Below are 25697 nucleotides of genomic sequence, written 5' to 3'. Positions count from 1 at the left end.
GAATCAGTATCGGGATCACCTTTTAGCTGCGTAGTTTTTTTAATACTGTCCACTTTTTGGGGTGCAGTTCAATAAAAGGGGCTGCTTTTTCTTACCAATATAGGAATACTGCTAGGCCGGCAACGAGGGATACGACTGTTCCTGAGATCACACCGATGACCAATTGTTCTTTTCTTGTGTAGACGCCTGTTTGACTTGCATAATAAGTAGTCGGGGCATGAATTGGTATTAGAAGCATACCACCAAGAACCATAATTATTAAAAATGCGAGTGCAACCGGAGATATATCGACTAAATCACCGTAAGACAGAATGATTGGGAAAATAACGACAATGGCTGATGTTGAATTGGTGAACATCATTCTTAAGATTCCGATAAAGAATATAAAATAAACGATCATTAGCCAATTATATGTACCATTTGGCACTAGCTGAATTAATCCATGCGCGATCATCTCAGCCGTACCATTTTCGGCCATAATGAATCCTAAAGAAAATGAAGTTCCCAATAATAAAAACGTTTCCCAATCAAAGCTTCTGATAACCTGGTTATTGACCAAACCGAATCTTGGCAAGCCGTAAAATGCAACCAGTAGCATAGGTGGAAGTATAATCGGTACGGACGTTGGGTCGGTAACCATCCAAGCTAACACCATTACGGAGAAAGCAATCACAACTGGCCAGAAATGTTCATGTGAAGGCTTGTGATCTTGATCTAATTTAGGTTTAGATTGGTTTAGCTTTAGTTCATCTTGACCATTTTGAGACCACTTAAAGTAAAACCAAACGATCACTGACGTTAATAAGATCGAAGTCCATAGGGGAGGTGCCATCAACATAAACCATTCAAGCCACTGAAGTTGACCAACACCGTAATCACTCATTAATTGATAAGCAATAACGGCAAACCCACCACCAGTAAACACTACATATGTTGCCTTTTGATTGATATAACTTACACAAAAAAGGCTAAACTTATGAAAGGCACTCCGTTTTCTAAGTCCATTCAAATCATTGATCTTAACGGTTAAAGGATATAAAATTTTATACCTCGCTACAGCCGACGGTAAAATAATCGGAAGTAACAGCATAATAAGAGGTAACATCATCATAATTCTGATTAATCGCCCTCCACTTAACCGCTGAAACAACCTCGCCACGACTTGATCAAAGCCAACCTTCACTAATACTTGGCTAATTAAAGAGAGCAGTACAATAAAATAAAGCCCTGTCGATAAGAAACCTTGGAAAGCCATTTCTGCTTCTTCTACTACCCCAAAACCAATGATTAAAGCTAATACAAACACACTGGCTGCACCCGAAGGCATGGAGGAAGCTGTCCACAAATAAATAGCAACGACTAGTATGAGTAATGTGAATTGTTGTTCGGTTGAAAAAGATTCAAGAAATGTGACTCTACCAAGCAAAAAAACTCCAACCAATGACACCCATGCAAACAGAGAACCTCTACTCGTCTGAAGGATATTTCGCATGATAAACCTTCTTTAGTGAGCTTTCTTCTTACGTAAGTTCCTAATAATCGGGAATGCGAAAGAGATTACCGACAAAATAATTAATACTAGAGAAATATTGTTTGTAAAGAAAACTGATATGTTACCACCAGAACTAGTCATTGCCTGCCTAAAGGATTGTTCCATCATACCTCCTAAAATGAAGGCTAAAATGAACGGTGGAGCAGGAAACGCAAAGATTCTCATGATAAATCCAAGTACACCAAATGCGAGCAATAAGTATAAATCAAATGTACTAAAGCTTATCGCATAGACGCCGATTAAACTAAACATGATGACTAATGAGATTAGTAAAGGTCTAGGCACCGTTAAGATTCTTGAGATGTAAGGAATTAATGGTAGATTCAGAATCAGTAGAAAGATATTACCGATATACATACTCGCGATGATTCCCCAGAAAATCTCTGGTTGGTCTCCCATTAGCATTGGACCAGGCTGAACACCTAGGACTAAGAATGCCCCTAACATGACTGCCGTTGTACCTGAACCAGGAATACCAAGACTGAGTAAAGGTACAAAAGAACCACTAGTTGCTGCATTGTTGGATGCTTCTGGAGCAGCAATACCTTTTAGAGCACCTTTGCCAAATTCCTCAGGTTTCTTAGCGATTCTCTTTTCTGTTATATAGCTAATAAATGATGCAATTGTCGCACCAGCTCCTGGAAGAATACCTAGGATAAAACCAAGGAACGACTGTCTCCCGGCAGGACCACTGATTTCTTTTGCATCTTGTTTAGATAGTTTTAGACTTCCGATATCTTTTCCATTTGTAACTGACTTCTTGCGACGATTCATAACTAAGAAACAAACCTCTGCAATAGCAAATAAACCAAGAGCAATAACCAAGAAGTCAATTCCATCTAGTAAATTGGCGCTTCCAAACGTAAACCTTCCTGTCCCCGTTTGTGGATCAATCCCAATGGTTGCAATCATAAAACCAACGATCGCTGCGATCAACGCCTTAATGGTAGACCCTTCTGATAAACTAGCAATCGCCGTCAAACCTAGTAGCATTAGAGCAAAGTAGGCGGGTGGCCCGAATGAAACAGCAACACTAGCAAGAACTGGAGCAAAAATCATTAATAAAACTACGCTGATGGTTCCCCCAACGAATGAAGAAATCGCTGCAATCGCCAGCGCCTTACCAGCTTGGCCTTTTTGTGCCAAAGGATAACCGTCAAATGATGTTGCTACTGTTCCAGAAATCCCTGGTGCATTTAATAGAATAGAAGATGTTGAACCACCAAACACTGCACCATAATAGACCCCTGCCATCATAACAAGCGCTAAAGTTGGATTCATGCCATATGTAATAGGAATCATAATGGCAATGGCACTAATCGGCCCTAACCCTGGTAACATACCAATGAATGTACCAACAAAAACACCTAATAAAACAAACATAATCCCTTCTAAACTAAGGGCCACTTCAAAACCTGTTAAAATTCCTTCAACCGCTCCCATATGATCCCTCCTTTAAAACGGTAATATTCCTTGTGGTAGATTAATACTTAATAAAAAGACAAATACACTATACAAAAATACCGGAAATAAAATAGATACTAATGCATTGACTACATGTTGCTTATATCCTAAGAACCATGAGCAGAAAAACACAAAAGCGGCAGTCATGATGATAAATCCAATAGTTTCAAACAAGGTAATGTAAATGAACACGAATACAAATACACCAAGTAAAGCTTTCACATCTTCTCTAGGAATATGACGTCTTGCTTTCTGCTCTTCACTATCCTGATCTTTTGCAAAAAATAAGGCAATAGATAAAACTAATAAAATCCATCCTAGTGTCTTTGGTATAACATCCGCATCTACCGGAATATATGGGTACGTCGGAAGATTATAGCTTAAGGTCAAATAGCCTGCTGATAATAGAAAAATGACTAAGCCTAACTTTCTATTTACTCCTTTTAGCACAGTTAATCGCCTCCCCTCAGCCTTTCTAAAATATGGAGAAGTCAACGGTAGAATCCCGTTGACTTCCTCTTTTAATTATTTATTCTTCAGATAAATCCAATTCATCTAGAATTTCCTGAAATGATTCTTTCTCTTGGTCAAGGAACTCTTCATATTCTTCGCTACCCATGAACATTTCTTCCCAATTGTAATTGTCGCGAATTTCAGCAAATGCGTCAGAATCACTTAATTCTTTAAACTTTGCTTCATAATAGTCAATAGCTGCTTGGTCCATCTCTGGTGGTCCAAAGAAGCCACGCCAGTTAACAAACGTTTCGTCGATACCCTGCTCTTTAGCTGTTGGAATTTCCGATAAGACATCACCTTCTAGACGCTCTTCTGAAGTTACAGCTAGTAAACGAACATCACCAGATCTAACTTGTTCGACAACTTCACCGACTCCTGTTGAGAATACATCAGCACTACCATTTAATAACTGGGTGACCCCACCAGCATCTGGAGCTGATACGTATTTAATTTGTGTAATATCAACACCAGCCTCTTTAGCAAAGCGAACGAATTGAATATGGTCCATACTACCTGGAGAAGACGTTCCGACAACTGTTATTTCTGATGGGTCTTCTTTCATTGATTCAAACAACTCTGGTAAAGTATCCCACTCAGCATCTTCTCTTACAGCAAACCCAGCATACTCAGCAATTATATTTGCAATTGGCGTGAAATCTTCATGACCATATTCAGACTGACCATTCAATGGTACAAGTAGAATTGGTGAAGATGAAACGAATAAATCATATGGACTTCCCTCTTTATTGGCAATACTAGCCCAACCGACGGCTCCACCACCACCTGGCTCATTAACAACTCCAATGCTCTGATCAATCAAACCTTCTTCAGTTAGTGTTTGTGCAGTCATACGTGCCGTTGTATCCCAACCGCCTCCTGCACCAGCTGGAGCGACAATTTCAATACTCTGTTCAGGCTCCCAATCTCCATTCTCTTCACTGTCTACATCACCTTCTGATGTAGTATCTTCATTACTCTCTGTATCTTCCTCAGTCGATGTGTCATCACCACATGCAGCTAAGAAGATTAACATTAGTACTAAAAACGAAACACCTAATAACTTCTTCATAATTTTTCCTCCCCTTATTGTTCAAATCATTTTTATAAAAATGTCACAATTAAATTTGCTGTTTACTATGATAATTCTTAATCTTTAGGATGTAACCGTTTTCAAAATAAGTCTCATTTTTAACTTTTTATTTATTTTGTTCATTTTGTTCACGAAGTTGATTTAGTACGACTTCTTGCTCTGTCAAATTTCAATCAACCTATGAACAACACATTAGTTTTAACGGACTAATAAAAAAAGAGCTAAAGTGATGGTTCACTCTAGCTCTTATAATAACGGCGCTCTGGTCTTCCAACGATCCCATACTCAAGTTCAGCATGACACTCACCCTCTGAGATTAAATACTCTAAATAACGTCTAGCTGTCGTACGTGAAGCTCCCATCTGTTCGCCCATTTCCTCAGCTGTCACTCCATTTTCATTATGAAGAATTTCCTTAACTTTTTTTAAGGTCAATGGATCAATTCCTTTAGGGGTATTCTCTTCTTGGCTTTGTTGCTCTCGGTGTCCAAAATATTGGTCTAAAAACTGTTGATCGATTTCATCTCGTTGTTCCAATTGGGCTAAAAAGTCTTTATACTTCTCTACGGTTTTGACGAACCTTTCCATGGTTACAGGCTTTATTATATAATCGAAAACCCCTTTATAGAGGGCTTTATGGACAATCTCTTTATCCGTACCAGCACTAATCATGATAATCCCAATTCGTGGACTAATTTTTTTAATTTCCTCGATAATATCGATACCTAACCGATCTGGCATATAAATATCTAATAAAATTAAATCGACTTCGACTTGCTTAAGTTTTTCTAAAGTATCTTCTGCAGTCAGAGCTTTAAAGACCAATTCGCACCCCTCAACTTGTGCAAGGAAGCCTTCATGTATGGAAGCCACACGATAATCATCTTCAGTTATAGCGACTTTAAGCATGGTTATCACCTCTAGTTTTTTTGTTTAGGTAAATAAACGATAAATACAGTCCCTTGACCTGGTTCACTATGGACTTCAATGGTTCCGTTTAGTTCGTGTACAACTTCTTCAACAATAAATAAGCCGTATCCTCGATCTCTATGTCCTTTAGTAGAAAATCCTTTATCAAAGATCCTCTGTTGATCCTCTTCACGGATTCCATCACCTTGATCACTTACTTCAAAAATTATATCATTCCCTAGGTCTGTTACAGAAAAAACAACTTTCCCATGTTCTTTATGACTAACTGCTTCCATCGCATTATCGATTAAATTACCTAGAATGGTCACTAGTTTGGATGTACTAATATGCTCTGGTGATGTTGACATGGAACTACCTTCATCAATAATTAAATCAATCTTTTTCTCAGATGCTTTTCCTAACTTTCCTAATAAAATAGCTTGTACAGATTGATCTTCAACATTGGAAAATAAGGTTTTTGTTTGGTGATTGTGTTGCTTTGATTCTTCTTGGATCATATTAATAGCTTCTTGATAATTACCTAATTGCAATAGACCTGATATAACATAAAGTTTATTAGTATATTCGTGGGTTTGTGCTCTTAAATCTTCTGAGTAATTTTTTACCTCTGACAGTGTATTAATCATATCCTGAATTTCCGTTTTATCCCGAAAACTAGCCACGACACCGACAACTTCATTTTCTTCCCAGATAGGGGTATGACTCACAATAACAACCCGATCTTTTAAGATCATTTCATCATCATATTCTGGCTCTCCATGTTCTAATACTTGATACACCTTAGTGTTAGGTAGTACTTCATCAATGTGTTGTGACTTTTCCTCTTCGGTTAAGTCTAGCATTTTCCTCGCCGAGTGGTTCATAATCGTAATCTTTCCATTCCGGTCAATAGCAATGATTCCTTCTTTAATTGAACGTAGGACGGCTCTTCGCTCGCGATAGAGTTGAACAATTTCGTGAGGCTCTAAACCTAATATATCTTTTCTTATACTATTAGTTAGAAAAATACTCCCTAAAACACCGAGCGCCAATATTATAGAGGAACTCATAAATAAAGTCCTTAGTCGATCAAAAATAATACTTCTGATATCCTCCTGCATAAAACCAACAGAAACGATTCCAATAATTTCATCTTCTTCGTTGAATATAGGTGCTTTACCTCTTAAAGAAGGTCCTAATGACCCGACCGCTTCGGATTTATAATACTCGCCATGTATTAATGCACGGTCGTTATCTCCCCCTACCATCCTCAATCCAAGGCGATCTTCATTAGGATGCGAGTAACGAATACTATCTTCGTTACCAACTACAATAAACTCTGCTCCAATTGCTTTACGAATATCTTCAGCTATAGGTTGAATGACTTCTGATGGATTATCTAATTCAAATGCTTCTATAACCTCCGGCGTATGTGAAATAGACGTCGCCACATCCAAAGCACGCTGCCCAATATTCTCCTTCGTCTTACTCCACTCAATATAAGAAAAAATAGCCGTAATAAGCAAAATAACCAAAATCAGCAACAACGCCACCAACGTAATAATCTTAGTTTTTAATGATCGCATATGAGTGCCTGGTACCTCCCGTTTAAGTGCCTGTCACTTCTCGAAATTTGTCGAAAAACCGTTCAAATAAATTGTGCTATAATCATCTAAAAAAGAGTTGCCTTATTTTAATTTCGGCAACTCTTTTTTAGATTTACTTTATAACTCTACACCTTCTGGCCAGTGTAGGTCATGCTCTTCGATTTTAGTGATGTTGTTTTCATCATCAACAAATACCACTCTTGGCTTTAAATCATCGACTTCTTCATCTGTCATAAGCCCTAGACTTAGGATAATCACAATGTCTCCTGGGCTAAATAAATGAGCGGGTGGTCCATTTAGACAAATTCGATTGGAACCTTCAGGTGCGGGGATCGCATAGGTTTTCCACCTCGTTGCATTTTTGAGGCTTGTAATTTGAACCATTTCATATGGTTTTATGTTCGCTTCTTTCATTAGCTTATAATCAATTGTGATGCTGCCAACATAATCCAGTTCAGCCTCTGTTACAGTTGCTCTATGAATTTTACCTTTACACATTAAACGATGCATGAGACTCCTCCTCAGTTCTTTTTCATATGATTAGATATGTTAACCAATGTTGTAACTCTACTAATAATTATAACTATCTAAGACTGTACATTCTATAAATATATAATATTCAGAAGATAAAAAATTCCTACCGAACAACTAGGTGTTCTTATAAGATTATTAGCATAGTGTGAACTCACTAAAACACTAATTAAACAGAAGTTTACGACCTTTCCCTTAATTTTAACGCTCTGTTAAAGTCCGTTGTTGTTATGGTGCTTCGCTTTTCACCATACAACAACTAAGAACTATTCCTTAAATTATCAACACCAAACTTTAACAGAGCCAATTTTAAAAGGCTATTTTACACCACCACGTGCATCCACTGGCCAATAATGGACGATGCCGTTTTCTTTTTTAATCGTATAACGGTTAAATAAGTTAGCTACTACACATGCATGATTAGGAATAATTTCTACGGTGTCGTTGATATCTAAGGGTGTATAACCATCGACAGGAATAACGCCATGTTCTTCAGATAAGCGCTCAATCACTAAATCAGGATAACCAACGACATGACCAAAACCAACGACGCTCTTATTTCCGTGAACTCCTTGTTCTAAAGAAAGAGCTTTACTTCCTGCATCAATAACCAAGCGATCACGATGCTTAGCCACTACCGTTGCTAAAACCGTTAAAGCACAATCCTCTATTTTAGCCACCCCAAGCCCGACTTGTACCATATCAAAAAACACTGCATTACCTGGGCGAACCTCCGTAATACCAGAGGCTTTTCCAGACTCCATAAACGTTGGCGTAGCACCTACGCTTCTATTTGGGATTGGAATCCCCTTTTCTTCACACAGTTCGGCACTTTTCACGATACTTTCTGCTTCCTGTTTAGCAATTTCAAAACGTTGCTCTTCAGACTTTGCCGCATACGAGTGACCTGCATGAGTATATAGGCCGGTTAACTTAAGTCCAGGAAGGGTACTGATATACTGCGCTAACTCTAATGTTTCATTTTCCGGTTCAACCCCACATCGATTCAACCCGGAATTAACCTTGATCCATACTTCTAGAGGAGCTTCTGAAAAAGCATCACTCAGTAAATCGGCACCAACCCTAGAGTCAACACTTGCAATTAAACCTGCTCGTGCGCTTAAGGCTTTTAGGCGCTCAACTTTCTTTGGCGCCGTTAAAGGATAGGCTATAAAGACATGATCAATACCCCCATCAATCAGCACTTCCGCTTCATCTAATTTAGCAACCGTTACACCAACTGCTCCACCTTGAACTTGTCTTTTTGCAATCTCTACACTTTTATGGGTTTTAGTATGAGGACGTAAAGCGATCCCTTGAGACTGTACAAAGTCAGAGATTCGTTGCATATTTCTTTCTAGCTTCTCTTCATGAAGCAATAGACTCGGCGTATCGATGTTCATCTTACTCACCCATTTCTATTAATAATTGGCAGTGTTATAGAAGATGGATATTTTTCAGAATGATAAACGGTCTGATTAGCCACCTTCATTTCAGATGTTTTCCCTAAGGTATCTCCTGTATTGAGGTTTCGATCATACTTAGGAAATGCGCTCGAAGCAACTTCAATTCGAATCTGGTGACCTTTTTTGAAGACATGTGATGTATTCCAACAATCGACTTCAACTTGATAGACTTCGCCAGGCTCCATTAATTCAGGTTGGTCTGTCCCATTTCGAAATCGACCTCGTACTAATCCATCCGTTAACCGTTGCGCCACTCCACTCGGTCTAACATCTAGTAGTTTCACCGTAAAATCAGTATCCTTCGCGTCGGTTGAAACAAATAGATTCGCTTTCACTGGACCTGTTACTTCAACATCTTCTTCTAAAACGGCACTCGTATAAACAAGGACATCATCCCGACGCTCGACAGAGGAATAATCATCCGGACCACCTATTTGATGAGATACCATCTCCGTAATAAATGGCACAGGGTCAGCTGGGTCGTAAGCGTACTGATCCAATTCTGCACTACCTTCAGCTGGTAGTTTTTCACCTAACTTACCATCTCCAAAACGGCTATTCGCTCGCCCACCACTACTCAAGTAAAACTCCGTCCACTTCGTACCTGGTAGTGGCCAGGATTTTTCTTGATACCACTTATTTTCACCCATCACAAAAATATCAACAGGATCTTTTTCAGTAAAATCTGTTTCTAAGCCTTTTAAATAATAATCAAAAAATCGACGTTGATAGTCATTCATATTAATCAAAGAGTCTTCACCAAAATCTAAGTCACCCAGTCTAGTCGATTTATTTAATTGGTGTGGCCAAGGACCCATTAACAAATGTTGATTGTCTTTTCCTGCCTCCACCATACCACGGAAGTTCAATGGGGTACCAATCTGCTCATCATCATACCATCCCGATATATGTAACGTTGGCACATCAATCTCATCAAAACGATGCTGATAAGCGATGTGTTTCCAATAATCATCAAAGTACGGGTGCTCAATTTCCTCGCGCCACTGCTCTGAATACCACCCAGTCTCAGTATCCATTTCATAATAAGGTAAGTGCCAATAAACCTTTTGCCAGTCAACTAAATTAATATTTTGCATCACTTTTCCTCTGGTCATATATAGCCAACAAATATGCATTGGGTTTGGCAAACCTGTAGGCCATTCCACAAAAGGATCAGATGGGGTGACTAAAGGTACCATCGCTTTTAAAGACGGTGGCTGTTCAAGCGCTGTTAAAAACTGAATTCGCCCTAAATAAGAGCCACCCAAAGTTCCAACATTACCGTCACACCAAGGCTGCTCTGCCACCCACTCAATCACATCATAGCCATCTACCCCGTCATTTCTATATGGAACAAACTCTCCTTCTGAGTCACCACGACCACGCACATCAACATTTACAACCACATAACCATGTTCAGCAAAATACTCCCCTTGCTGATGCTCCTTCTCACGTGTTTTTCCATAAGGTGTACGTACGACAATCGCTGGATATTCACCATCTTGTTCTGGATAATAAAGATCAGCTGACAGTAATACGCCATCTCGTAGTGGAATTTTCATATCTCTCATCACTCGATAAGTCATCGTGAATCTACCTCCCTTTTGGTAGTATATTTCGACATTCGAACCAAAAATCCTTTAAAATAAAAAAGCCCCTATTGTTTAAGGGGATATTAACAAAAGTCCTAATAAAATCGGCTTGGTTGTGGCCACTTTACTCATTTTCGCCCAAAAATGACTCTTCTCTAACGAATCCTCTCCTACTTTCGGTTGAGCTGGCCAAAAAGCACGACGTCCAAATGCTGTAAATAACGCTAGAACTAAGGTTAAGCCCACTAACAATAGAACTCTAAAACTGTCATGTTTATAACACTTACACACTCACGATTCACCAATACATTAATGTTTACTATCAAAAATCTGCTCAATATGCTGAAGCACCTGTTCTTGTTCACTTTCACTTAAATCGATCGACTGATGTATGTCCGTTTCATCATCAAGTAGAATTGCATGTGGTTCATTGACAACCTCTACATCATCCCCATCTTCAGTGGTTGAATGCGTTAAGTGTGTTTCCAGATAATGATCATTTTCATCATAGAAGTCTTCAATCAAATATGCTTCTACTCGGAGATCATCTCCTTCACCAAACGTCATGGTATATGAATTAATTTTGGCATATGTACTTTCTTCATGAAACGTTAGGTTTCCAATAAACACTTCTACATCTTCTTTAGTAGGCTCCTCTTCAAGGACTCCACAACTAATAAGGAACATCACTAAAAGTAGGATTAACCTTTTCATTTATACCACTCCCACAAGCATGGTAACATATTTTTCCACCATTCAACATAATAAAACTCCCATGCGAATAGTTCACATGGGAGTTTTCCTCTAACAGAATGAGTCTTTTGATTTGGGTACGGAGAGTCCAAATAACGGCCTTAGATATAAAGCTAAGAACGTTCCTGCTAAGGCGAGTATTCCCCAAATGTAGCCGTGTAGACTAAATGAAGCAATACCACCAAAGTAAGCACCAATATTACAACCAAATGCTAGTCGAGCTCCATAACCCATTAGTAATCCACCAATGATCGCTGCGGATACATTTCCTTTTGTCAGTTTAGAAAACTTAAATAAGCCTCCTGCTGCTGATGCAATAAACGCACCGATAATAACTCCAAAGTTTAGGACTGTTGTTGAGTCTGCTAGAATGGAAGCTTCTAAGGCAGCAGCATTAGCGCCTTGCCAGTAACTCCAACTAGCTACATCGATACCAATAAAATCAGCAACCTTAGATCCCCATAAGGCAAATGCTGACGTGACACCCCATGGCTGACCACGTGTCATTAAAGTCAGAGCATTCAACACAGCTAAAGCGATTGCAGCTGCAAATAATGGCCATGACCCACGGAAGATTCGCTTCCAACCCTTTTCAGTCGGGAGAGGTGCCATTTTCGGTGCTTTTCTTTTCTTCTCAATGACTAATGTAATCCAAGCAATTAAACCGAATAATGCAATGGAAACTAACCAAGCACCTCCATATCCCCATCCAGTTGTTTCTGCTAATGAAACAGGTTGGTAAGCAGGCATTTCTTCAGTCCAGAATGGTAGATGATATGCCCCGATTGTTGAACCAACGATGAAGAATAATAGAGTAACGAACATCACCGAGCGGCCGCCACCAACAGCATATAGCGTCCCTGATGCACAGCCACCACCTAATTGCATCCCTACACCAAACATAAATGCACCAACTAGTAAACTAACACCAACTGGCGATACATAGCCTGACACAGGTGTATCAAAAAACGAGATTCCAAATGCTAGAATTGGTGCAAATAGTGTCACAGCAACAGCTAACATGAGCATATGCGATCTTAATGCTTGCCCGTTCCCTACTGATGCTAAACGACGGAATGCCGATGTAAACCCGAATCTAGCATGAAATAACGTATAACCTAATAATAGACCAATAATCAATAGTAACGCTTGAACTCCATCATATGATGTCATTAAATGAATCATTAAAACAGCTGTAACAGCAAGCGCACCAATAATTAACTTGTTTTGTGGTTTATTTAAACCAGTATCCTGTTGATCAACAGTGACTGGATCTTTTACTTCACTAACCGGTTGAATCTTAGTTGTTGACATTTTAATTCTCCTTTTCTGATAAACTTACTCGGAAATAAACACATATTATACTATATTCGCTTGGAGCCAATTAGTCAACCCAAAAAAAATTCGTTATGGGAACTTTTTCATTTTTTGTCAAGGGATGGTCGCTTTAGGGAGGTGATGAAGTGGTAGAGAGGCTATTTTCCTGGTTCTTCTTAGAATGAGAGGGATGTGGGGGGAAACTGCTTCTATTTGACAGGTGCAGGTTTTAACGACCTACTCTGGGAAGAGAGAACGCCTCTCTTTGACCGGAATCACGTTTGACGACTACTATGGGAAGAGAGAACGCCTCTCTTTGACCGAAATCTCGTCTGACCGACTGCTATGGGAAGAGAGAACGCCTCTCTTTGACCGGAATCTCGTTTGACCGACTACTATGGGAAGAGAGAACGCCTCTCTTTGACCGGAATCTCGTTTGATCGATCGCTATGGGAAGGGACAGCGCCTCTCTTTGACCGAAATCTCGTTTGACCGACTGCTATGGGAAGAGAGAGCGCATCTCTTTGACCGGAATCTCGTTTGAACGACTGCTATGGGAAGTGAGAACGCCTCTCTTTGACCGGAATCTCGTTTGATCGATCGCTATGGGAAGAGAGAGCGTATCTCTTTGACCGGAGTCTTGTTTTACCGACTGCTATGGGAAGTGAGAACGTCTCTCTTTGACCGGAATCACGTTTAAACAACCACTACGGGAAGAGACGCACCCCACTCTCTTGTTTGACCCACTTAATAATTAAATCCAACCTCCAATTAAAAAAACCGATCTTAAACGACCGGCTTGTATCAGTCATCTGATTTTTTATTGACCATAGCGACAACTAATACTCCAATAATACCTCCAACAACCAAAGCTAGTAGCATGGTGAAGCTCAACCTAAACACTCCTTACCTTTTTATGTAAGTAATCAATCAACCCCATGGCACATACGTCCATATCCATTTTTAGAAGTTGATTAACAAGATCATTTCGGTCTAATTGTTGTTCATCTAAATAACTCATCACCATCTGATTAAGCCGGTCGATTAACACGCGTGTTTGAGTGTTCATATCCGAATCCTTATGACTGGTTAACACCTTCTCACCTTCTTCTACAAACTTCGGTAACCACTCACGTATTTGTTGATAGACTAAATCAGGAAGGTCAGATTTCCCAAAATGTCCAAAGAAGATCGTATCAACATCTAAGTCTTCTATTTTTTGTAGCGATGCTAACATGGCATCAGGGTCAAATTGATTAGGTGAAGTTGATGGTAAAACGAAATCCACACCTTTAACCTGTGGGTAGAAGACACCGATCGTATCACCTGTGAATATGCCATTACTTAATGAATCATGAATTGAAAAATGATGCTTAGCATGACCTGGTGAATCATAAAAAGTCAACCTCCGCTCAAAACCAATATCCAGGGTATCACCATCATCCTTTGCTACTAAACGCTCCTCAGGAACTGGTACAATTGGATCGAATAACTCATCAAATCTGTCACCATAGACTGCTTGTGCACCTTTAATTAACTTAGACGGGTCAATCAGATGTCGTTTTCCGCGTGGATGAACATAAACTGTTGCGTTTGGACAACTCTCTAATAATAGCCCAACTCCACCCGCATGATCTAAATGGATATGTGTCACAATAATATGATGGACATCCTCGGGTTTTAATCCCAAATCTTGAAGTCCTTCTAGTAAATAAGGAACAGAAGGGCTTGCACTCGTCTCAATGATCGTTAACTCTTCAGCCTGTATTACATAAGACCCTGTTCGCTGAGGTAACCCTAAATCATACAAGTCTATTAGAGATATTTGATTTCCTAAATCTACTGGCTTCGACATACTCTCCCTCTTTCTTTAAAACCTTTACTATATAATTTCTATTATAGCTATTGATTTCCCTTCTCATTTCACGATTTCTCCATAGCTTTTTCTGTTCAACTATGTAAACATATGAAGAAAGAAAGGAGAATCATCATGCTTGATTTTGTGTTTAGTAACGGATTTCTTCTATTTTGGATCGTCTTTTTTGCGACGTTTGTTTGGCTCGTTATTAAAAAGGGTTAAATCTCCCCTACCATTCTAATCACCTTACCATTGACTTCAGGTTTGAGTTCTCTCATGCCCATTTTTTCATAGTATCTCCTTGCTCGTTTATTGGTAGGTGATACTCTTAAGTGAAATTCATTAACATGGTGTTTTTCAAAAAAATCTTTTGCGTAGCTATAAAGCTTGAAACCTTTTCCTGTTCCTCTTTCTTTAGGAATTAAATAAAACAAATGTACATAACCAATTTGTCGTCCTTCATATAGTCGAATGGAAAGCTCTAGTTGCCCAATAAATTCACCACGCTCTTTCACTAATACAAAGCCACTCGGGAATTGACTAACTTTTACATCTAGAAATTTTATATATTCCTCATCATCAAAGTTTCGATCATGACCAAAGCTAACTTTATAGGAGTCTCTTCTAAATGTTATCGTAACTTCTCGATGTTGAATTGGATTAATAGGAATAAACTTCATCTCCTGTCCCCCTTTTTTTAAAGATCTCGTTTCATATAATCCATTCCAATGAGCATCGTACCAGTTCTACTTCTAACCGTAAAAGCTCATAACCGGTAGTGTATGTATCCAATTCATTTTAACAATGCTATAACTAATATTAGATTTTAGGAGGTTTTTTTATGAAAAAATATATTTTAATCTTACTAACATTATTATTAACTATGTTAATCTCTGCTTGTGGAAGTGGTACTGAGGCCGAGGCTGATTTCCAAACAATCGAACTAAATGAGGTATTAACCAAACAAGAAGAAGGATTCACCATTGTCGATGTGCGTGAACATAGCGAGTATGAAGCTGGCCATATCGAGGGAGCAATTAACAAGCCTTTATCTGAGTTAAAAGATGGAGACTTTGACCCTCTTCAACCTGATTTGTCTTATGTGATTATTTGTGAAACAGGTAACCGTTCGGCTGAAGCTAGTGAGATACTAGCTGATGAGGGCTTTGATGTTGTAAACGTAGCTGATGGGATGAGTTCTTGGGATGGTAAGGTAGTCGACTAACTACCTCACCTCTAGCTACAATTGTATTAATAGTCACGAACATTTGAAGTGATACGACATTACCCAAGAGAGAAAACTTACTGCAACTAATAGGGTTACTCTGTAACTCAGACCTTCCCATTAACGATACGATTGACAAAGGCTTGTTTTCCATCCATATAAGCCCGCTCATTGTCATGATATTTTTCTGCCAAATCAATTTTAAGCTGCTCATATTCCTTGGCAAGAGATGGGTCTGCGTTTAATCTGTTGCGAAAGACCGTATGTGCATGCCACCAATCACCATCATACTCTACGACGTGTAGGATGTGAGTTTTGGTAAGGTTTTCTAAACTTGAGAACTTTGCGATGACTGCTTTTCCCTCTATTTTCACCTGTAGGAAATAGTAATCGTTCTTACTCATGTTGACCTTTTCAATCCGTTTAAATGCTTCAAGGTCACGAACCCCTATTAGAATATCAATAATTGGCTTAGCTTGGATACCTTTAATAGATGTACTACCAATATGTTCGATTGCTACAACATGGTCTCCGAATAACTCTTCTAGTAAGACCTTTTCTTTTTCAAACATTAGATGATAATCTTCATGATGAGGTTTTAATAAGACAGTTCCTTTGTTTACGCCTAACATAGAAAACCTCCTTAAAATAATCTTACTTTATCATAGAAGGTTTAAGGATATAATAATAGACTAAAATAAATTGGAAAACTGTGGTATAATATAATTGGAAAAATTACCAAAATAGACAAGACTATTCATTCCAACAAAACCCTTACTTTTATAACTTCAAGCAATTATTCTTTAATCACCCTCTCCATCAATTGACCAATAGCTTTAGGGATCTCCTCGAGCTAAACACCTTCATTTCAGCAGTTTATTCCCCAGGGTCTCAATAAATCAAGTTTCTTAGATGCTTAGTTCAACCACCGCTGAGTTAGTCCTACAAATTTCACAACACCTAAATTGTGCATTAGATAAATTAATGTTCTTTACGAGTTTTGTGTCGGCCTCAATGATATGATGAGAAACTTTGTGGGGTAAATTGTACGGGAGATATGATCTCATTGACGGTTTGCCTCCTTATGAAGTCCAAATCGTCATCGACTAGTGCTCTCATTGACGGTTTGACCCCGTGTGAAGCCCAAATCGTCATCGACTAGTGCCTTCATTGACGGTTTGACCCCATGTGAAGCGCAAAACGTCATCGACTGCTGCTCTCATTGACGGTTTGACCCCGTGTGTAGCCCAAATCGTCAATGAAAAACACCAACTACCCAACAGCTAATGAACATCCTAATCCATTTCGTACTTTAAACAGCTGCCTCAACTTTAAAGTCAAATGTCCCACCTAAAAACTCTACACTCTTGCCCAACTCTTGTAACATCTACCTAATATTTGAATATGTTATGGGTGAATACAATAAGGAGGTCATACTTCAATGAGTCATTATCATCAACAACCACAGATGCAACAACCATGTGGTCATATGCCTATGCAACCACAGCAAGGTCCTATGATGCCGTCACCACAGCAAATGGGACCACAATACATGGATTCAAACCACATGAATCCACATCATATGGATCAAACACATATGGATCCTAAACAAATCCAAGACATGTGTCACCAGCATCATCTTTATTTGGTTCAAATTCAACTACAGGACGGACAGATGGTTGAAGGGATTATCGACGACACCGGTGATGATGGTGTAACACTTCTTATGCCTTGGGGCGATTACGAACGTGACGGTGAGGGTGAACGTATATTTGATGGATACGGCCCTGGTTTTGGACCTGGTTTTGGTCCAGGATTTGGCCCAGGTTATGGCTACCCAAGAAGATTCCGTCGTTTTAGACGTCGTCGCTTCCCATTTGGTCTTTTAAGAGGTTTAACATTCCCATTCTTTTTATAATTTAGTGTGATTCACCCATACCTTCTAGCCTCTCCCCTCATTATATGTAGGAGATGGCTTATGAAGGATGGGTGTTTTCAATGGGAGATGATCTGTTTTATCGAGCATTAGGCGATTCATTAACTCTTGGTGTCGGTAATTATTTCAGTGGAGGGTTCGTGAGTCGCTATGCTCAAATTAGCCTTAAAACGTTAAGGCGTCCAGTTCGTACAGAAGTTTTTGCCAAAAATAAAATGACAAGTGGTCAGTTACGAGCTATGCTACAAGATCCACACGTTCGTTTTCGCTTGATTCCAGCTAACATGATTACCATTACTACAGGTGGAAATGATTTATTATATGCTAACCGGATGTTTTTAAAGACGTACAATCCAATCGTCTTTGAGCATGCTGAACAACAATTTTACGAAAACCTTCTTTACATTCTTCATGAAATTCAGCTGTTAAAAAGCTTACATTCCACACCCTATTTCGTACGGTTGATCGGTCTTTATAACCCTTACCCAGACCTAAGCTATAGTCTCTTTTGGGTCAATCGTTTTAACCAAATTCTTAAGAATTTTGCTACTGATATCGTCCAATATGTTGACATCCTTCCTCATTTTGATCAAGGAAGGAAGAAGTTATTAGCGATTGGAAGTATGCACCCAAATAAACATGGGTATAATCTCATTGCACACAAGTTAGCAGAAACTGGTTATTACCCTTTGGTATAAAATTAAACGCCACTGGTTCTTTAAAACCAATGGCGTTTTGTTTATGAACAAGAATCCCCATCACAATATTCAGTTTTTGATTGGTCATTAAGAATTTGAACCTTTGATTCATTCTTCTCTTCTTCAAAAACTTTTTGCAAAACATCCAGGAAGGTTTCCGTTGGTTGTGCACCGGATACGGCATACTTATGATTAAAAACAAAAAATGGGACACCTTGAACTCCAATTTGCCCAGCTTCTTGTTGGTCTTGCTCGACACCTGTTTCAAAATCATCACCAGCTAAAACATTTCTTGCTTCTTCACCGTCAATCCCGACGTCCTTCGCAAGATCTATCAGCACATCATGACTACCTACATCACGGCCTTCGGTAAAATAAGCCTTCATTAATTGCTCCATCAGTTCATACATTTTACCCTTTTCTTTTGCCAATAAACTTAAGCGATGTGCATCTTTCGTATTGGTTGGAATAACTGAATCAAAATTAAATTCTAAACCAACTTCTTTTGCTTGTTCAGCCATTTGATTATTCATTTCTTTACCCTTTTCATATGGCACATTATACTTTTTGGCCAACATGGCGTGAATATCACTGTGCTCTCCTTTTCTAGCTGTTGGATCCAATTGAAAACTCTTCAAGATAACATCTACTTGATCACGACCTTCAAACTGCTCCAACGCCGCTTCGAATCGCCTCTTTCCTATATAACAAAACGGACAAACAACGTCCGACCACATTTCTACTTTCATGATCTAACCTCCAGTTGAGAACTACTTTGTACACATTATTGATGAATCCGCTTTAAAAAGCAAACGGTATGCCTATGGACTCCCTAAAAAGGCCAACTCACTATTAAGATAAGCAGCCTTCAAAACTTCAATAGGTACTCAGCGCTTTATTTTCTGTTTAACCATTAACATATATGAAATAATGGTACAAAACTGACAAGTTATTATAATTAAGGCTAACGGTAAGACAGACTCTGTTCCTGCTAAACCGACTATCGGAGCCGCAATACCACCGAATATAAATTGAAACAACCCAAGTAAAGCAGCGGCACTTCCAACATTCTTAGTCTGTGATTGCATTGCTAAAGACAGACTTGTAGGGTTGATGACACCTACACTGGAAATAACAAAAAATAAACCTATTAATACCGGAGTCATCCCCCCTTGTATTAAAGAGGCGATTAATAGGAATGTTCCACCTGTTAAAGCGATCCCAAACCCAACAATCAATAAGCGTTCTTCTTTAACATAGTCAACTAATCTCCCTGTTACTTGGCTAAGTGTAATAAACCCTAATGCATTTACAGCAAATACAATACCATAAGTCTGTGGAGTTAGTGCAAAAATGTCCTGCAAAATAAATGAAGAACCAGATATGTAGGAAAATAGATATGCTGCTGTAAACCCCTGAATTAACGCGAAGGCCATAAATGTTCGTTGCTTGGTTAAGCGCACAAATATCGAGAATGAATTTTTCAAACCACCCACTGAACGGTGCTCAACAGATAATGTTTCCTTTAGACGAAAGGTGGTGACTAAGGCTAGCAATCCTCCAAATATGGCTAGAATAACAAAGATTCCACGCCAGGAAGTAAATGTTAATACTTGCCCTCCAATCATGGGTGCCAATATTGGCGCTAATCCCATAACCAGAATTAATAATGAGAACATTTTAGTCATAGACTTGCCATCATATAAATCTCTAATAATAGAACGAGAGATGACAATACCGCCAGCGCCAGCAAAACCTTGAATAAACCTAAACATGATCAACACCCATATATTCAGTGCAATAGCGCAAATAATAGAAGCGATGATAAATACTATAATAGAGATAACTAATGGTTTCTTTCTACCATGTACATCACTTAATGTCCCGACCACTAACTGGCCAAAAGCGATCCCTAGTAGACTTGCCGTTAAACTTATTTGTGTCAATGAAACAGTTGTATTTAGTTCATCTGTTAAAACCGGAAAAGCTGGTAAGTACATATCAATCGTCAAAGGTACCATAGCCGTTAAGGCACCTAGCATTAGTAACAATCTAAACTTGTTCTTTTTCATTTCATGTGTCATGTAATAACTCTTCTCCCTTATTATCCCTTAAGACTCTGTAGGTACTATCATATCATTTTAAGCTGATTATATAACCACCTTTACCATCATTCATAAAAGCACTTGAATAACTCTAACTTAAAACATAAACTGTATATATAGACATGAACAGTATAATAGCCCTTAGTACTGTAATCATCACTTGGTTCAGCTTAGGTGCTTGGTCATTATGCTCTTAAGAAAGTATCTGAAATCGACTATTTATGTTAATAACAACGGAAGGAGACATGTGAAGTGAAGCTTCCGATTAAACTCTCAAAACAATCACGTGAGCCATTTTACCATCAAATTGAACAGCAGATAAAAGCTTTAATCGCAAGTGGCCAACTACTAGCTGGAGATTCACTTCCTTCCATTAGGTCCTTGTCCAATGATTTAGAAGTGAGTGTCATTACTACAAGGAGGGCGTATCAAAACTTGGAGTATCAAGAGTTGATCCATACATCTCAAGGTAAAGGCACATTCGTTTCAGATGTTCATCAATCTCTTAAGGATGAAGTCCAGAAAGATATGGTCTATCAGGCGGTAAAACAAGCCATACAAACAGCTAAGCAACACAATTATACGGAAGAAGAGATACGTGATACATTTCTAGAAGCTTTAAGTAAGGAGGAGAACCTTTAGATTTAGAAGACACCATAATAGTAATGCTTAGGTAATGTGGTCTTATAGTGAAAGGGGAGGTTTTTATGGAAAACGTTCTAAGTGTTCATAACTTAGAGAAGTCATTTAAGAAGACAAAGGTATTGCAAGACATTTCCTTTGAAGTAAATAAAGGTGAAATCATGGCCATCTTAGGTCCAAATGGTGCGGGTAAATCAACGACGATCCGTAATATTATGGGGATTATGTATCCGGATGAAGGCGAAGTCACATTCCATGGCCATCATGGAGAAGGGATCCCACGTCATAAAATAGGTTATCTACCTGAAGAACGTGGCCTTTATAAAAACGTCAAAGTAATGGATATTTTATTATATTTTGCCGAGTTAAAAGATTACCCAAAAGAAAAAGCAAAGAAGCGTGCATTGGATTATTTAAAAAAATTCGGTTTGGAAGGAAAAGAAAATGCCTCTGTGGAAGAGCTATCAAAGGGTATGGGCCAGAAAGTCCAGTTTATTGGCTCAATAATCCATGAACCAGAACTTCTAATCCTAGATGAACCTTTCTCTGGGTTGGACCCAGTAAGTCAGGAAGTCTTCAAACAAGAAATTAAGGAATTAGCCAGTAACGGAACTGGAATATTATTAAGTTCTCATCAAATGAACTTAGTCGAAGAAATGTGCGATCGACTATTTATGATTCACCAAGGGCAAAAAGTGATTTATGGTTCGATGAATGATGTTAAAGCAGAGTATGCGAACTTTAAATGTACCATCTACGGAAATAATGAGCTAAGACAGTTAGAAACCATCCCTCAAGTCACTCGTGTTGAACAGGATGGTCTGACTTCTATACTTTATTTAACTCAAGATGTTCAAGTACCATCTTGGATTAAACAAATACCTGAATCATTAAATATCCAGGAACTATCTGTTGATCGGATTTCACTTCATGAAATTTTCATCGACGTAGCTACTGGTCAATCTATTGCTAAGGAAGTAGGTGATTCCCATGCGTAACAGCTTTAAGGTTGGGAAATGGGAAATTAAGCGAAATATTAAAAACAAATCCTTTATTATTTCCTTATTTTTAACACCGTTAATCTTTATTATTTTTGCTACTGTTCCTAATTTGCTAAGTGATAATGAAGATCAGACTAGTGCAACGAAAGTTTACATGAACGACGAGCTCGGTGTATGGGAAATGGTTGAACCGTTTATAGAAGACGACCCTATGATCAATTGGGAAGTGGTACCTACAACAGATGATTGGGATACAATGGAAGATCGAATTGCCACCCAAGCAAATTCAGCTTACATCGAATTAAATGAAGAAACAATCGATGAAAGTGTTGTTACTTATATAGCTGGTGAAGGACTAGATCCGGCGTTTGACGGGCAAATCCGTATTCTAGAGCAACCTTTAAAACAAATACAATTACAACAAGCTGACTTAACTGAAGAGCAGCTTCAATTGGCTAGTATGCCGATTCATTTTGAATCTATCGAGACTGACGAAGGCGCGACTGGAGAAATAGAAGAAGCCGAAGCTGGTTTAGGTGCTGATCCTTTTGAAAAAGGGATTCCAGCCATATTTGCAGGTTTAATTCTCTTTTCAATTGTCATTACGGGAATGATGATCTTCCAAAGTGCTTCTCAAGAAAAGAAGGATAAGGTAGCAGAAATCATTCTTTCATCAGTAACACCTGGTGAACTTATGCAAGGAAAAATCTTAGGGTACTTTGTGTTAGGGTTAATCCAAGTCGGAGTTTGGTTAACCTTTGCTCTCCCACTTGCGATCTGGCTGTTAGAGGATGTACCCGTGCTTGAATATTTATTTGTACCAGAGACTGCGATCTTAGTGTTTATAGCCGTATTAGGTTATTTATTATTCGCTTCTATCTTTGTAGGTTTAGGAGCGACGCTAGAAGATGCAGCATCAGGAAGCAATTTCCAAGGAATGGTCATGATGCTACCATTCTTACCTGTGATTTTTATTGGACCAATCGTCTCAGACCCAACAGGTACCATTGCACAAGTTACGAGTTATATTCCGTTTACTTCACCAACCGTTTTAATTTTACGATTAGCTATTTTGGATAAATGGCCATGGCTAGAAATCCTGATCAGTATCGCTATTTTATTAGTTAGTATTTGGATTTTCATGAAGTTAGCTGGTAAGATTTTTAAAGTTGGAATTTTAATTTACGGTAAGAATGCTACTCCTCAGGAAATTTGGAAATGGCTAAGAGCATAATGGTGTCTAGAAAAGCGACTCACAAGATGGGTCGCTTTTTATTGATTTTCAAAAGCTAACGATATTTTTCTTAGAAACGTTAAAGCTATAATTACCAATTATCCTAAGGAGGATCAGTCATGGAGGATATACTAAAGGATTCTTTAATCGTTCTTGGTCGGATCATTACGATTCTTCCTTTATTATTGTTTGTCACTATCTTTATGGGGAAAAGAGCGATTGGCCAGCTCCCTGTTTTTGATTTTTTGATTATTATCTCACTCGGCTCGATCGTTGGCGCTGACTTAGCAGACCCTTCAATCAGTCATTTTCTAACTGCACTTGCTGTTGTTGCTGTAGGAGTCTTACAAAAGGTTGTGACTAAATTTAAACTGTCTAATCGACGCTTTGGTCGCTTAATCACCTTCGAACCCACTATAGTGATCCAAAATGGTCAGCTTTTACAGAAGAACATCAAAAAGATTGGTTACTCCATTGATAATATTTTACAGTTTTTACGTGAAAAAGATATCTTTGACTTAAATGAAGTGGAAACGGCAATTATTGAATCAGATGGTGAAATGAGTGTTTTAAAGAAACCTTCTGCTCTTAATGTGACTCGTTCTGACATGAATATCGTGAAACCATCATTAGGAATTGCTCTCCCTGTCATTGTCGAAGGGAAGATCTATGAACATGTTTTAGAAGATCTAGGACTTACTCCGTCCTGGCTAAAAAAACAACTTGATGCTCAAGGAATTCACCGCCAAGATGACGTATTTTATGCTTCAATTAATAAAGAACATGATCTACACGTTTCGTTAAAAAAGAACCAAGTTAAGCCACCTCGAGTATTCCATTAACGAATCAAAAAATGAGAAGCTAGACAAGCACTAATTAAACAAAACACCTATATGTTAATAGTAGATTTCATCATAATGAGGTGGTTTAACAATGGATTCACTCGTTTCTGCAAATATCGTTGGAGACTTAGTTACCTTTCATATCAATATGGATAGCTATCCCATTAAATATATTGAAATATATCAGAATGGAGAAAGGATAGGTGCCTTTGAACCCGTTCGCACATTGCAACTTAAAAATAGGCATCGTGAACCAGTAACAGTCGTCTGTGTGGACAACACCCAAGTACGGCGCCCTTTTCACTTCCAATTCAGTAGTAGGTCAAATCAACAAGAGCCATTTGAGGACTTTAAACCTGGTGATATTCTTGTAGCTAGTGATAATTATGGAGATACCTTTCCATCAGGCTACATAGGCCACTCCGCTATTGTCGTGGACGAACAACACATGATTGAAGCTGTTACTTCTGATCCCCAGGTAAGGAAATCACTGATCACAGATTTCTTATCCACTCACACGGAAGTTTTACATGCGCGTAGTAAAGATCCAAATATCGGCTTAGCAGCGGCACAGTATGCGGAAGGATACTTAAACCAGTATAATGAAAATCTGCAAAACGAGGATCCCGTACCCCCGTTTTCATTTACACCATTTGTTTCACTAGATGACCCTTGGAGTGCGATTTACTGTTCTAAGTTAGTTTGGTTAAGTTATTACTACGGTGCAGGTGTTGAGTTTTCAAACCCATTTTTCTTATTCGCTCCAGTTGATCTAAAGGAGAATATTAAAGATGATGATAATTTTGAAGTTGTCTATGAACATCCTAACTTTGATTTTAAAATTAGCCTAAACTGGGAGCATTACCTCAAGTAGGGAATAGCACTTTAACCCTCTTGAGGCATTTTGATCACTTGGTAATGTCCAATGAGGGGAAGAGGGTTCATTTCTCCTTTTATCACATTTAATATTCCAATCAGCCACAAAATAAAAATGAATAAACAGCCTATAGGTATAATGATCATTAAACCGATTATTGGGATTATAAGTCCTGCAGTGTATATCAAGATTGCCGTAATTAATAGTAATAATCCTTGATTAGCATGATAGATTGCAAAGCGCGAGTGCCTAGCAACCAATAATGGAATAAAGAAGAGGATATAGGCAACGACAGCTAAACCCTTATTTTCCTCAACATCATTAGGTGGTTTAGGCTCTTGTCCAAATCGCCTTTCTCTCTCGTCTTCTTTAATCTTTATTTGAGACACTTAACTCCCCCCCTTTAGACCACTCATGTCCTTATTCCATAATATGTCTAACCAATGGAGGTTATGTAGGCCCTCAAATAAAAACAAGGTACTA

The 25697-nt window shown here is 38.6% G+C and carries 26 protein-coding genes; 8 read left to right on the top strand and 18 right to left on the bottom strand.

The window, feature by feature from the left end; translation table 11 throughout:
- Positions 1-91: 91 nt before the first annotated feature.
- From HWQ49_RS12435 to HWQ49_RS12370, 14 genes are all read right to left on the bottom strand, one after another.
- A complete protein-coding gene (locus HWQ49_RS12435; RefSeq protein ID WP_188207946.1) occupies positions 92-1492 on the bottom strand; it encodes an SLC13 family permease in 1401 nt (466 codons plus the stop codon).
- 12 nt (positions 1493-1504) lie between these two features.
- Positions 1505-2995: a tripartite tricarboxylate transporter permease gene (locus tag HWQ49_RS12430; RefSeq protein WP_188207945.1), complete on the bottom strand. Its 1491-nt coding sequence runs from the start codon at positions 2993-2995 to the stop codon at positions 1505-1507.
- Between the two features lie 12 nt (positions 2996-3007).
- Positions 3008-3466 carry a tripartite tricarboxylate transporter TctB family protein gene (locus HWQ49_RS12425; RefSeq protein WP_188207944.1) on the bottom strand — a complete coding sequence of 153 codons (459 nt, stop codon included), beginning with the start codon at positions 3464-3466 and terminating at the stop codon, positions 3008-3010.
- A gap of 79 nt (positions 3467-3545) precedes the next feature.
- Positions 3546-4601 (bottom strand): tripartite tricarboxylate transporter substrate binding protein, encoded by a 1056-nt coding sequence (locus HWQ49_RS12420; protein WP_188207943.1) that lies wholly within the window; start codon positions 4599-4601, stop codon positions 3546-3548.
- A 260-nt stretch (positions 4602-4861) separates the two neighbouring features.
- Positions 4862-5530: a response regulator gene (locus HWQ49_RS12415; protein WP_188207942.1), complete on the bottom strand. Its 669-nt coding sequence runs from the start codon at positions 5528-5530 to the stop codon at positions 4862-4864.
- Positions 5531-5541: 11 nt separating this feature from the next.
- On the bottom strand, positions 5542-7116 hold the full coding sequence (locus HWQ49_RS12410) for an ATP-binding protein (RefSeq protein ID WP_188207941.1): 1575 nt from the start codon (positions 7114-7116) through the stop codon (positions 5542-5544).
- A 138-nt stretch (positions 7117-7254) separates the two neighbouring features.
- Positions 7255-7647: an aspartate 1-decarboxylase gene (gene panD, locus HWQ49_RS12405; protein ID WP_188207940.1), complete on the bottom strand. Its 393-nt coding sequence runs from the start codon at positions 7645-7647 to the stop codon at positions 7255-7257.
- A 338-nt stretch (positions 7648-7985) separates the two neighbouring features.
- Entirely contained in the window at positions 7986-9071 is a 1086-nt protein-coding gene (locus HWQ49_RS12400) for an alanine racemase (protein WP_188207939.1), read from the bottom strand.
- Positions 9072-9076: 5 nt separating this feature from the next.
- A complete protein-coding gene (locus HWQ49_RS12395) occupies positions 9077-10720 on the bottom strand; it encodes a CocE/NonD family hydrolase (RefSeq protein WP_188207938.1) in 1644 nt (547 codons plus the stop codon).
- Positions 10721-10798: 78 nt separating this feature from the next.
- Complete coding sequence (locus HWQ49_RS12390; RefSeq protein ID WP_188207937.1) at positions 10799-11017, bottom strand: hypothetical protein; 219 nt, start codon at positions 11015-11017, stop codon at positions 10799-10801.
- Between the two features lie 18 nt (positions 11018-11035).
- A complete protein-coding gene (locus HWQ49_RS12385) occupies positions 11036-11440 on the bottom strand; it encodes a hypothetical protein (protein WP_188207936.1) in 405 nt (134 codons plus the stop codon).
- Between the two features lie 90 nt (positions 11441-11530).
- Positions 11531-12793 (bottom strand): YeeE/YedE family protein, encoded by a 1263-nt coding sequence (locus HWQ49_RS12380; protein ID WP_188207935.1) that lies wholly within the window; start codon positions 12791-12793, stop codon positions 11531-11533.
- Positions 12794-13691: 898 nt separating this feature from the next.
- Positions 13692-14651 (bottom strand): MBL fold metallo-hydrolase, encoded by a 960-nt coding sequence (locus tag HWQ49_RS12375; RefSeq protein ID WP_188207934.1) that lies wholly within the window; start codon positions 14649-14651, stop codon positions 13692-13694.
- A gap of 221 nt (positions 14652-14872) precedes the next feature.
- A complete protein-coding gene (locus HWQ49_RS12370) occupies positions 14873-15334 on the bottom strand; it encodes a GNAT family N-acetyltransferase (protein ID WP_188207933.1) in 462 nt (153 codons plus the stop codon).
- Positions 15335-15495: 161 nt separating this feature from the next.
- Here HWQ49_RS12370 and HWQ49_RS12365 point away from each other — a divergent pair, with 161 nt between their 5' ends.
- Positions 15496-15879 carry a rhodanese-like domain-containing protein gene (locus HWQ49_RS12365; protein WP_188207932.1) on the top strand — a complete coding sequence of 128 codons (384 nt, stop codon included), beginning with the start codon at positions 15496-15498 and terminating at the stop codon, positions 15877-15879.
- A 107-nt stretch (positions 15880-15986) separates the two neighbouring features.
- On the opposite strand, the gene HWQ49_RS12360 is transcribed toward HWQ49_RS12365, so the two are convergent.
- Positions 15987-16511, bottom strand: coding sequence for a GrpB family protein (locus HWQ49_RS12360; protein ID WP_188207931.1), 525 nt, complete (start codon positions 16509-16511; stop codon positions 15987-15989).
- Between the two features lie 809 nt (positions 16512-17320).
- Here HWQ49_RS12360 and HWQ49_RS12355 point away from each other — a divergent pair.
- Positions 17321-17797 carry a hypothetical protein gene (locus HWQ49_RS12355; RefSeq protein ID WP_188207930.1) on the top strand — a complete coding sequence of 159 codons (477 nt, stop codon included), beginning with the start codon at positions 17321-17323 and terminating at the stop codon, positions 17795-17797.
- 80 nt (positions 17798-17877) lie between these two features.
- Complete coding sequence (locus tag HWQ49_RS12350) at positions 17878-18513, top strand: GDSL-type esterase/lipase family protein (protein WP_188207929.1); 636 nt, start codon at positions 17878-17880, stop codon at positions 18511-18513.
- A 41-nt stretch (positions 18514-18554) separates the two neighbouring features.
- Here the strand turns inward: HWQ49_RS12350 and HWQ49_RS12345 are convergent, their stop codons facing one another.
- Positions 18555-19262: a DsbA family oxidoreductase gene (locus HWQ49_RS12345; RefSeq protein ID WP_188207928.1), complete on the bottom strand. Its 708-nt coding sequence runs from the start codon at positions 19260-19262 to the stop codon at positions 18555-18557.
- A 138-nt stretch (positions 19263-19400) separates the two neighbouring features.
- Positions 19401-20597, bottom strand: a complete 1197-nt coding sequence (locus tag HWQ49_RS12340) for a multidrug effflux MFS transporter (protein ID WP_188207927.1) — start codon at positions 20595-20597, stop codon at positions 19401-19403.
- A 273-nt stretch (positions 20598-20870) separates the two neighbouring features.
- On the opposite strand from HWQ49_RS12340, the gene HWQ49_RS12335 reads away from it, so the two are divergent.
- From HWQ49_RS12335 to HWQ49_RS12315, 5 genes are all read left to right on the top strand, one after another.
- Positions 20871-21260, top strand: a complete 390-nt coding sequence (locus HWQ49_RS12335) for a GntR family transcriptional regulator (RefSeq protein ID WP_188207926.1) — start codon at positions 20871-20873, stop codon at positions 21258-21260.
- A gap of 65 nt (positions 21261-21325) precedes the next feature.
- Positions 21326-22258, top strand: coding sequence for an ABC transporter ATP-binding protein (locus HWQ49_RS12330; RefSeq protein WP_188207925.1), 933 nt, complete (start codon positions 21326-21328; stop codon positions 22256-22258).
- Positions 22251-23495, top strand: a complete 1245-nt coding sequence (locus tag HWQ49_RS12325) for an ABC transporter permease (RefSeq protein WP_188207924.1) — start codon at positions 22251-22253, stop codon at positions 23493-23495. The genes HWQ49_RS12330 and HWQ49_RS12325 overlap by 8 nt, the downstream gene beginning before the upstream one ends.
- A 119-nt stretch (positions 23496-23614) precedes the next feature.
- A complete protein-coding gene (locus HWQ49_RS12320) occupies positions 23615-24337 on the top strand; it encodes a DUF421 domain-containing protein (protein WP_188207923.1) in 723 nt (240 codons plus the stop codon).
- A gap of 91 nt (positions 24338-24428) precedes the next feature.
- A complete protein-coding gene (locus HWQ49_RS12315) occupies positions 24429-25211 on the top strand; it encodes a C40 family peptidase (protein WP_188207922.1) in 783 nt (260 codons plus the stop codon).
- Between the two features lie 11 nt (positions 25212-25222).
- Here HWQ49_RS12315 and HWQ49_RS12310 read toward each other — a convergent pair whose 3' ends face one another.
- On the bottom strand, positions 25223-25603 hold the full coding sequence (locus HWQ49_RS12310) for a hypothetical protein (RefSeq protein WP_317450933.1): 381 nt from the start codon (positions 25601-25603) through the stop codon (positions 25223-25225).
- Positions 25604-25697 lie beyond the last annotated feature (94 nt).

The sequence above is a fragment of the Alkalibacillus aidingensis genome, assembly GCF_014595945.1.
Lineage (GTDB): Bacteria > Bacillota > Bacilli > Bacillales > Alkalibacillaceae > Alkalibacillus > Alkalibacillus aidingensis.
Note: the sequence above shows the minus strand (reverse complement) of the source record. Positions and strands in the feature narration are given on the sequence as shown.

Coding starts and splice junctions, on each gene's coding strand:
- HWQ49_RS12435 (WP_188207946.1), bottom strand. CDS start 1,492: ATGCGAAATATCCTTCAGACGAGTAGAGGTTCTCTGTTTGCATGGGTG.
- HWQ49_RS12430 (WP_188207945.1), bottom strand. CDS start 2,995: ATGGGAGCGGTTGAAGGAATTTTAACAGGTTTTGAAGTGGCCCTTAGT.
- HWQ49_RS12420 (WP_188207943.1), bottom strand. CDS start 4,601: ATGAAGAAGTTATTAGGTGTTTCGTTTTTAGTACTAATGTTAATCTTC.
- HWQ49_RS12415 (WP_188207942.1), bottom strand. CDS start 5,530: ATGCTTAAAGTCGCTATAACTGAAGATGATTATCGTGTGGCTTCCATA.
- HWQ49_RS12410 (WP_188207941.1), bottom strand. CDS start 7,116: ATGCGATCATTAAAAACTAAGATTATTACGTTGGTGGCGTTGTTGCTG.
- panD (WP_188207940.1), bottom strand. CDS start 7,647: ATGCATCGTTTAATGTGTAAAGGTAAAATTCATAGAGCAACTGTAACA.
- HWQ49_RS12400 (WP_188207939.1), bottom strand. CDS start 9,071: ATGAACATCGATACGCCGAGTCTATTGCTTCATGAAGAGAAGCTAGAA.
- HWQ49_RS12395 (WP_188207938.1), bottom strand. CDS start 10,720: ATGACTTATCGAGTGATGAGAGATATGAAAATTCCACTACGAGATGGC.
- HWQ49_RS12385 (WP_188207936.1), bottom strand. CDS start 11,440: ATGAAAAGGTTAATCCTACTTTTAGTGATGTTCCTTATTAGTTGTGGA.
- HWQ49_RS12380 (WP_188207935.1), bottom strand. CDS start 12,793: ATGTCAACAACTAAGATTCAACCGGTTAGTGAAGTAAAAGATCCAGTC.
- HWQ49_RS12375 (WP_188207934.1), bottom strand. CDS start 14,651: ATGTCGAAGCCAGTAGATTTAGGAAATCAAATATCTCTAATAGACTTG.
- HWQ49_RS12370 (WP_188207933.1), bottom strand. CDS start 15,334: ATGAAGTTTATTCCTATTAATCCAATTCAACATCGAGAAGTTACGATA.
- HWQ49_RS12365 (WP_188207932.1), top strand. CDS start 15,496: ATGAAAAAATATATTTTAATCTTACTAACATTATTATTAACTATGTTA.
- HWQ49_RS12360 (WP_188207931.1), bottom strand. CDS start 16,511: ATGTTAGGCGTAAACAAAGGAACTGTCTTATTAAAACCTCATCATGAA.
- HWQ49_RS12355 (WP_188207930.1), top strand. CDS start 17,321: ATGAGTCATTATCATCAACAACCACAGATGCAACAACCATGTGGTCAT.
- HWQ49_RS12350 (WP_188207929.1), top strand. CDS start 17,878: ATGGGAGATGATCTGTTTTATCGAGCATTAGGCGATTCATTAACTCTT.
- HWQ49_RS12345 (WP_188207928.1), bottom strand. CDS start 19,262: ATGAAAGTAGAAATGTGGTCGGACGTTGTTTGTCCGTTTTGTTATATA.
- HWQ49_RS12340 (WP_188207927.1), bottom strand. CDS start 20,597: ATGACACATGAAATGAAAAAGAACAAGTTTAGATTGTTACTAATGCTA.
- HWQ49_RS12330 (WP_188207925.1), top strand. CDS start 21,326: ATGGAAAACGTTCTAAGTGTTCATAACTTAGAGAAGTCATTTAAGAAG.
- HWQ49_RS12325 (WP_188207924.1), top strand. CDS start 22,251: ATGCGTAACAGCTTTAAGGTTGGGAAATGGGAAATTAAGCGAAATATT.
- HWQ49_RS12320 (WP_188207923.1), top strand. CDS start 23,615: ATGGAGGATATACTAAAGGATTCTTTAATCGTTCTTGGTCGGATCATT.
- HWQ49_RS12315 (WP_188207922.1), top strand. CDS start 24,429: ATGGATTCACTCGTTTCTGCAAATATCGTTGGAGACTTAGTTACCTTT.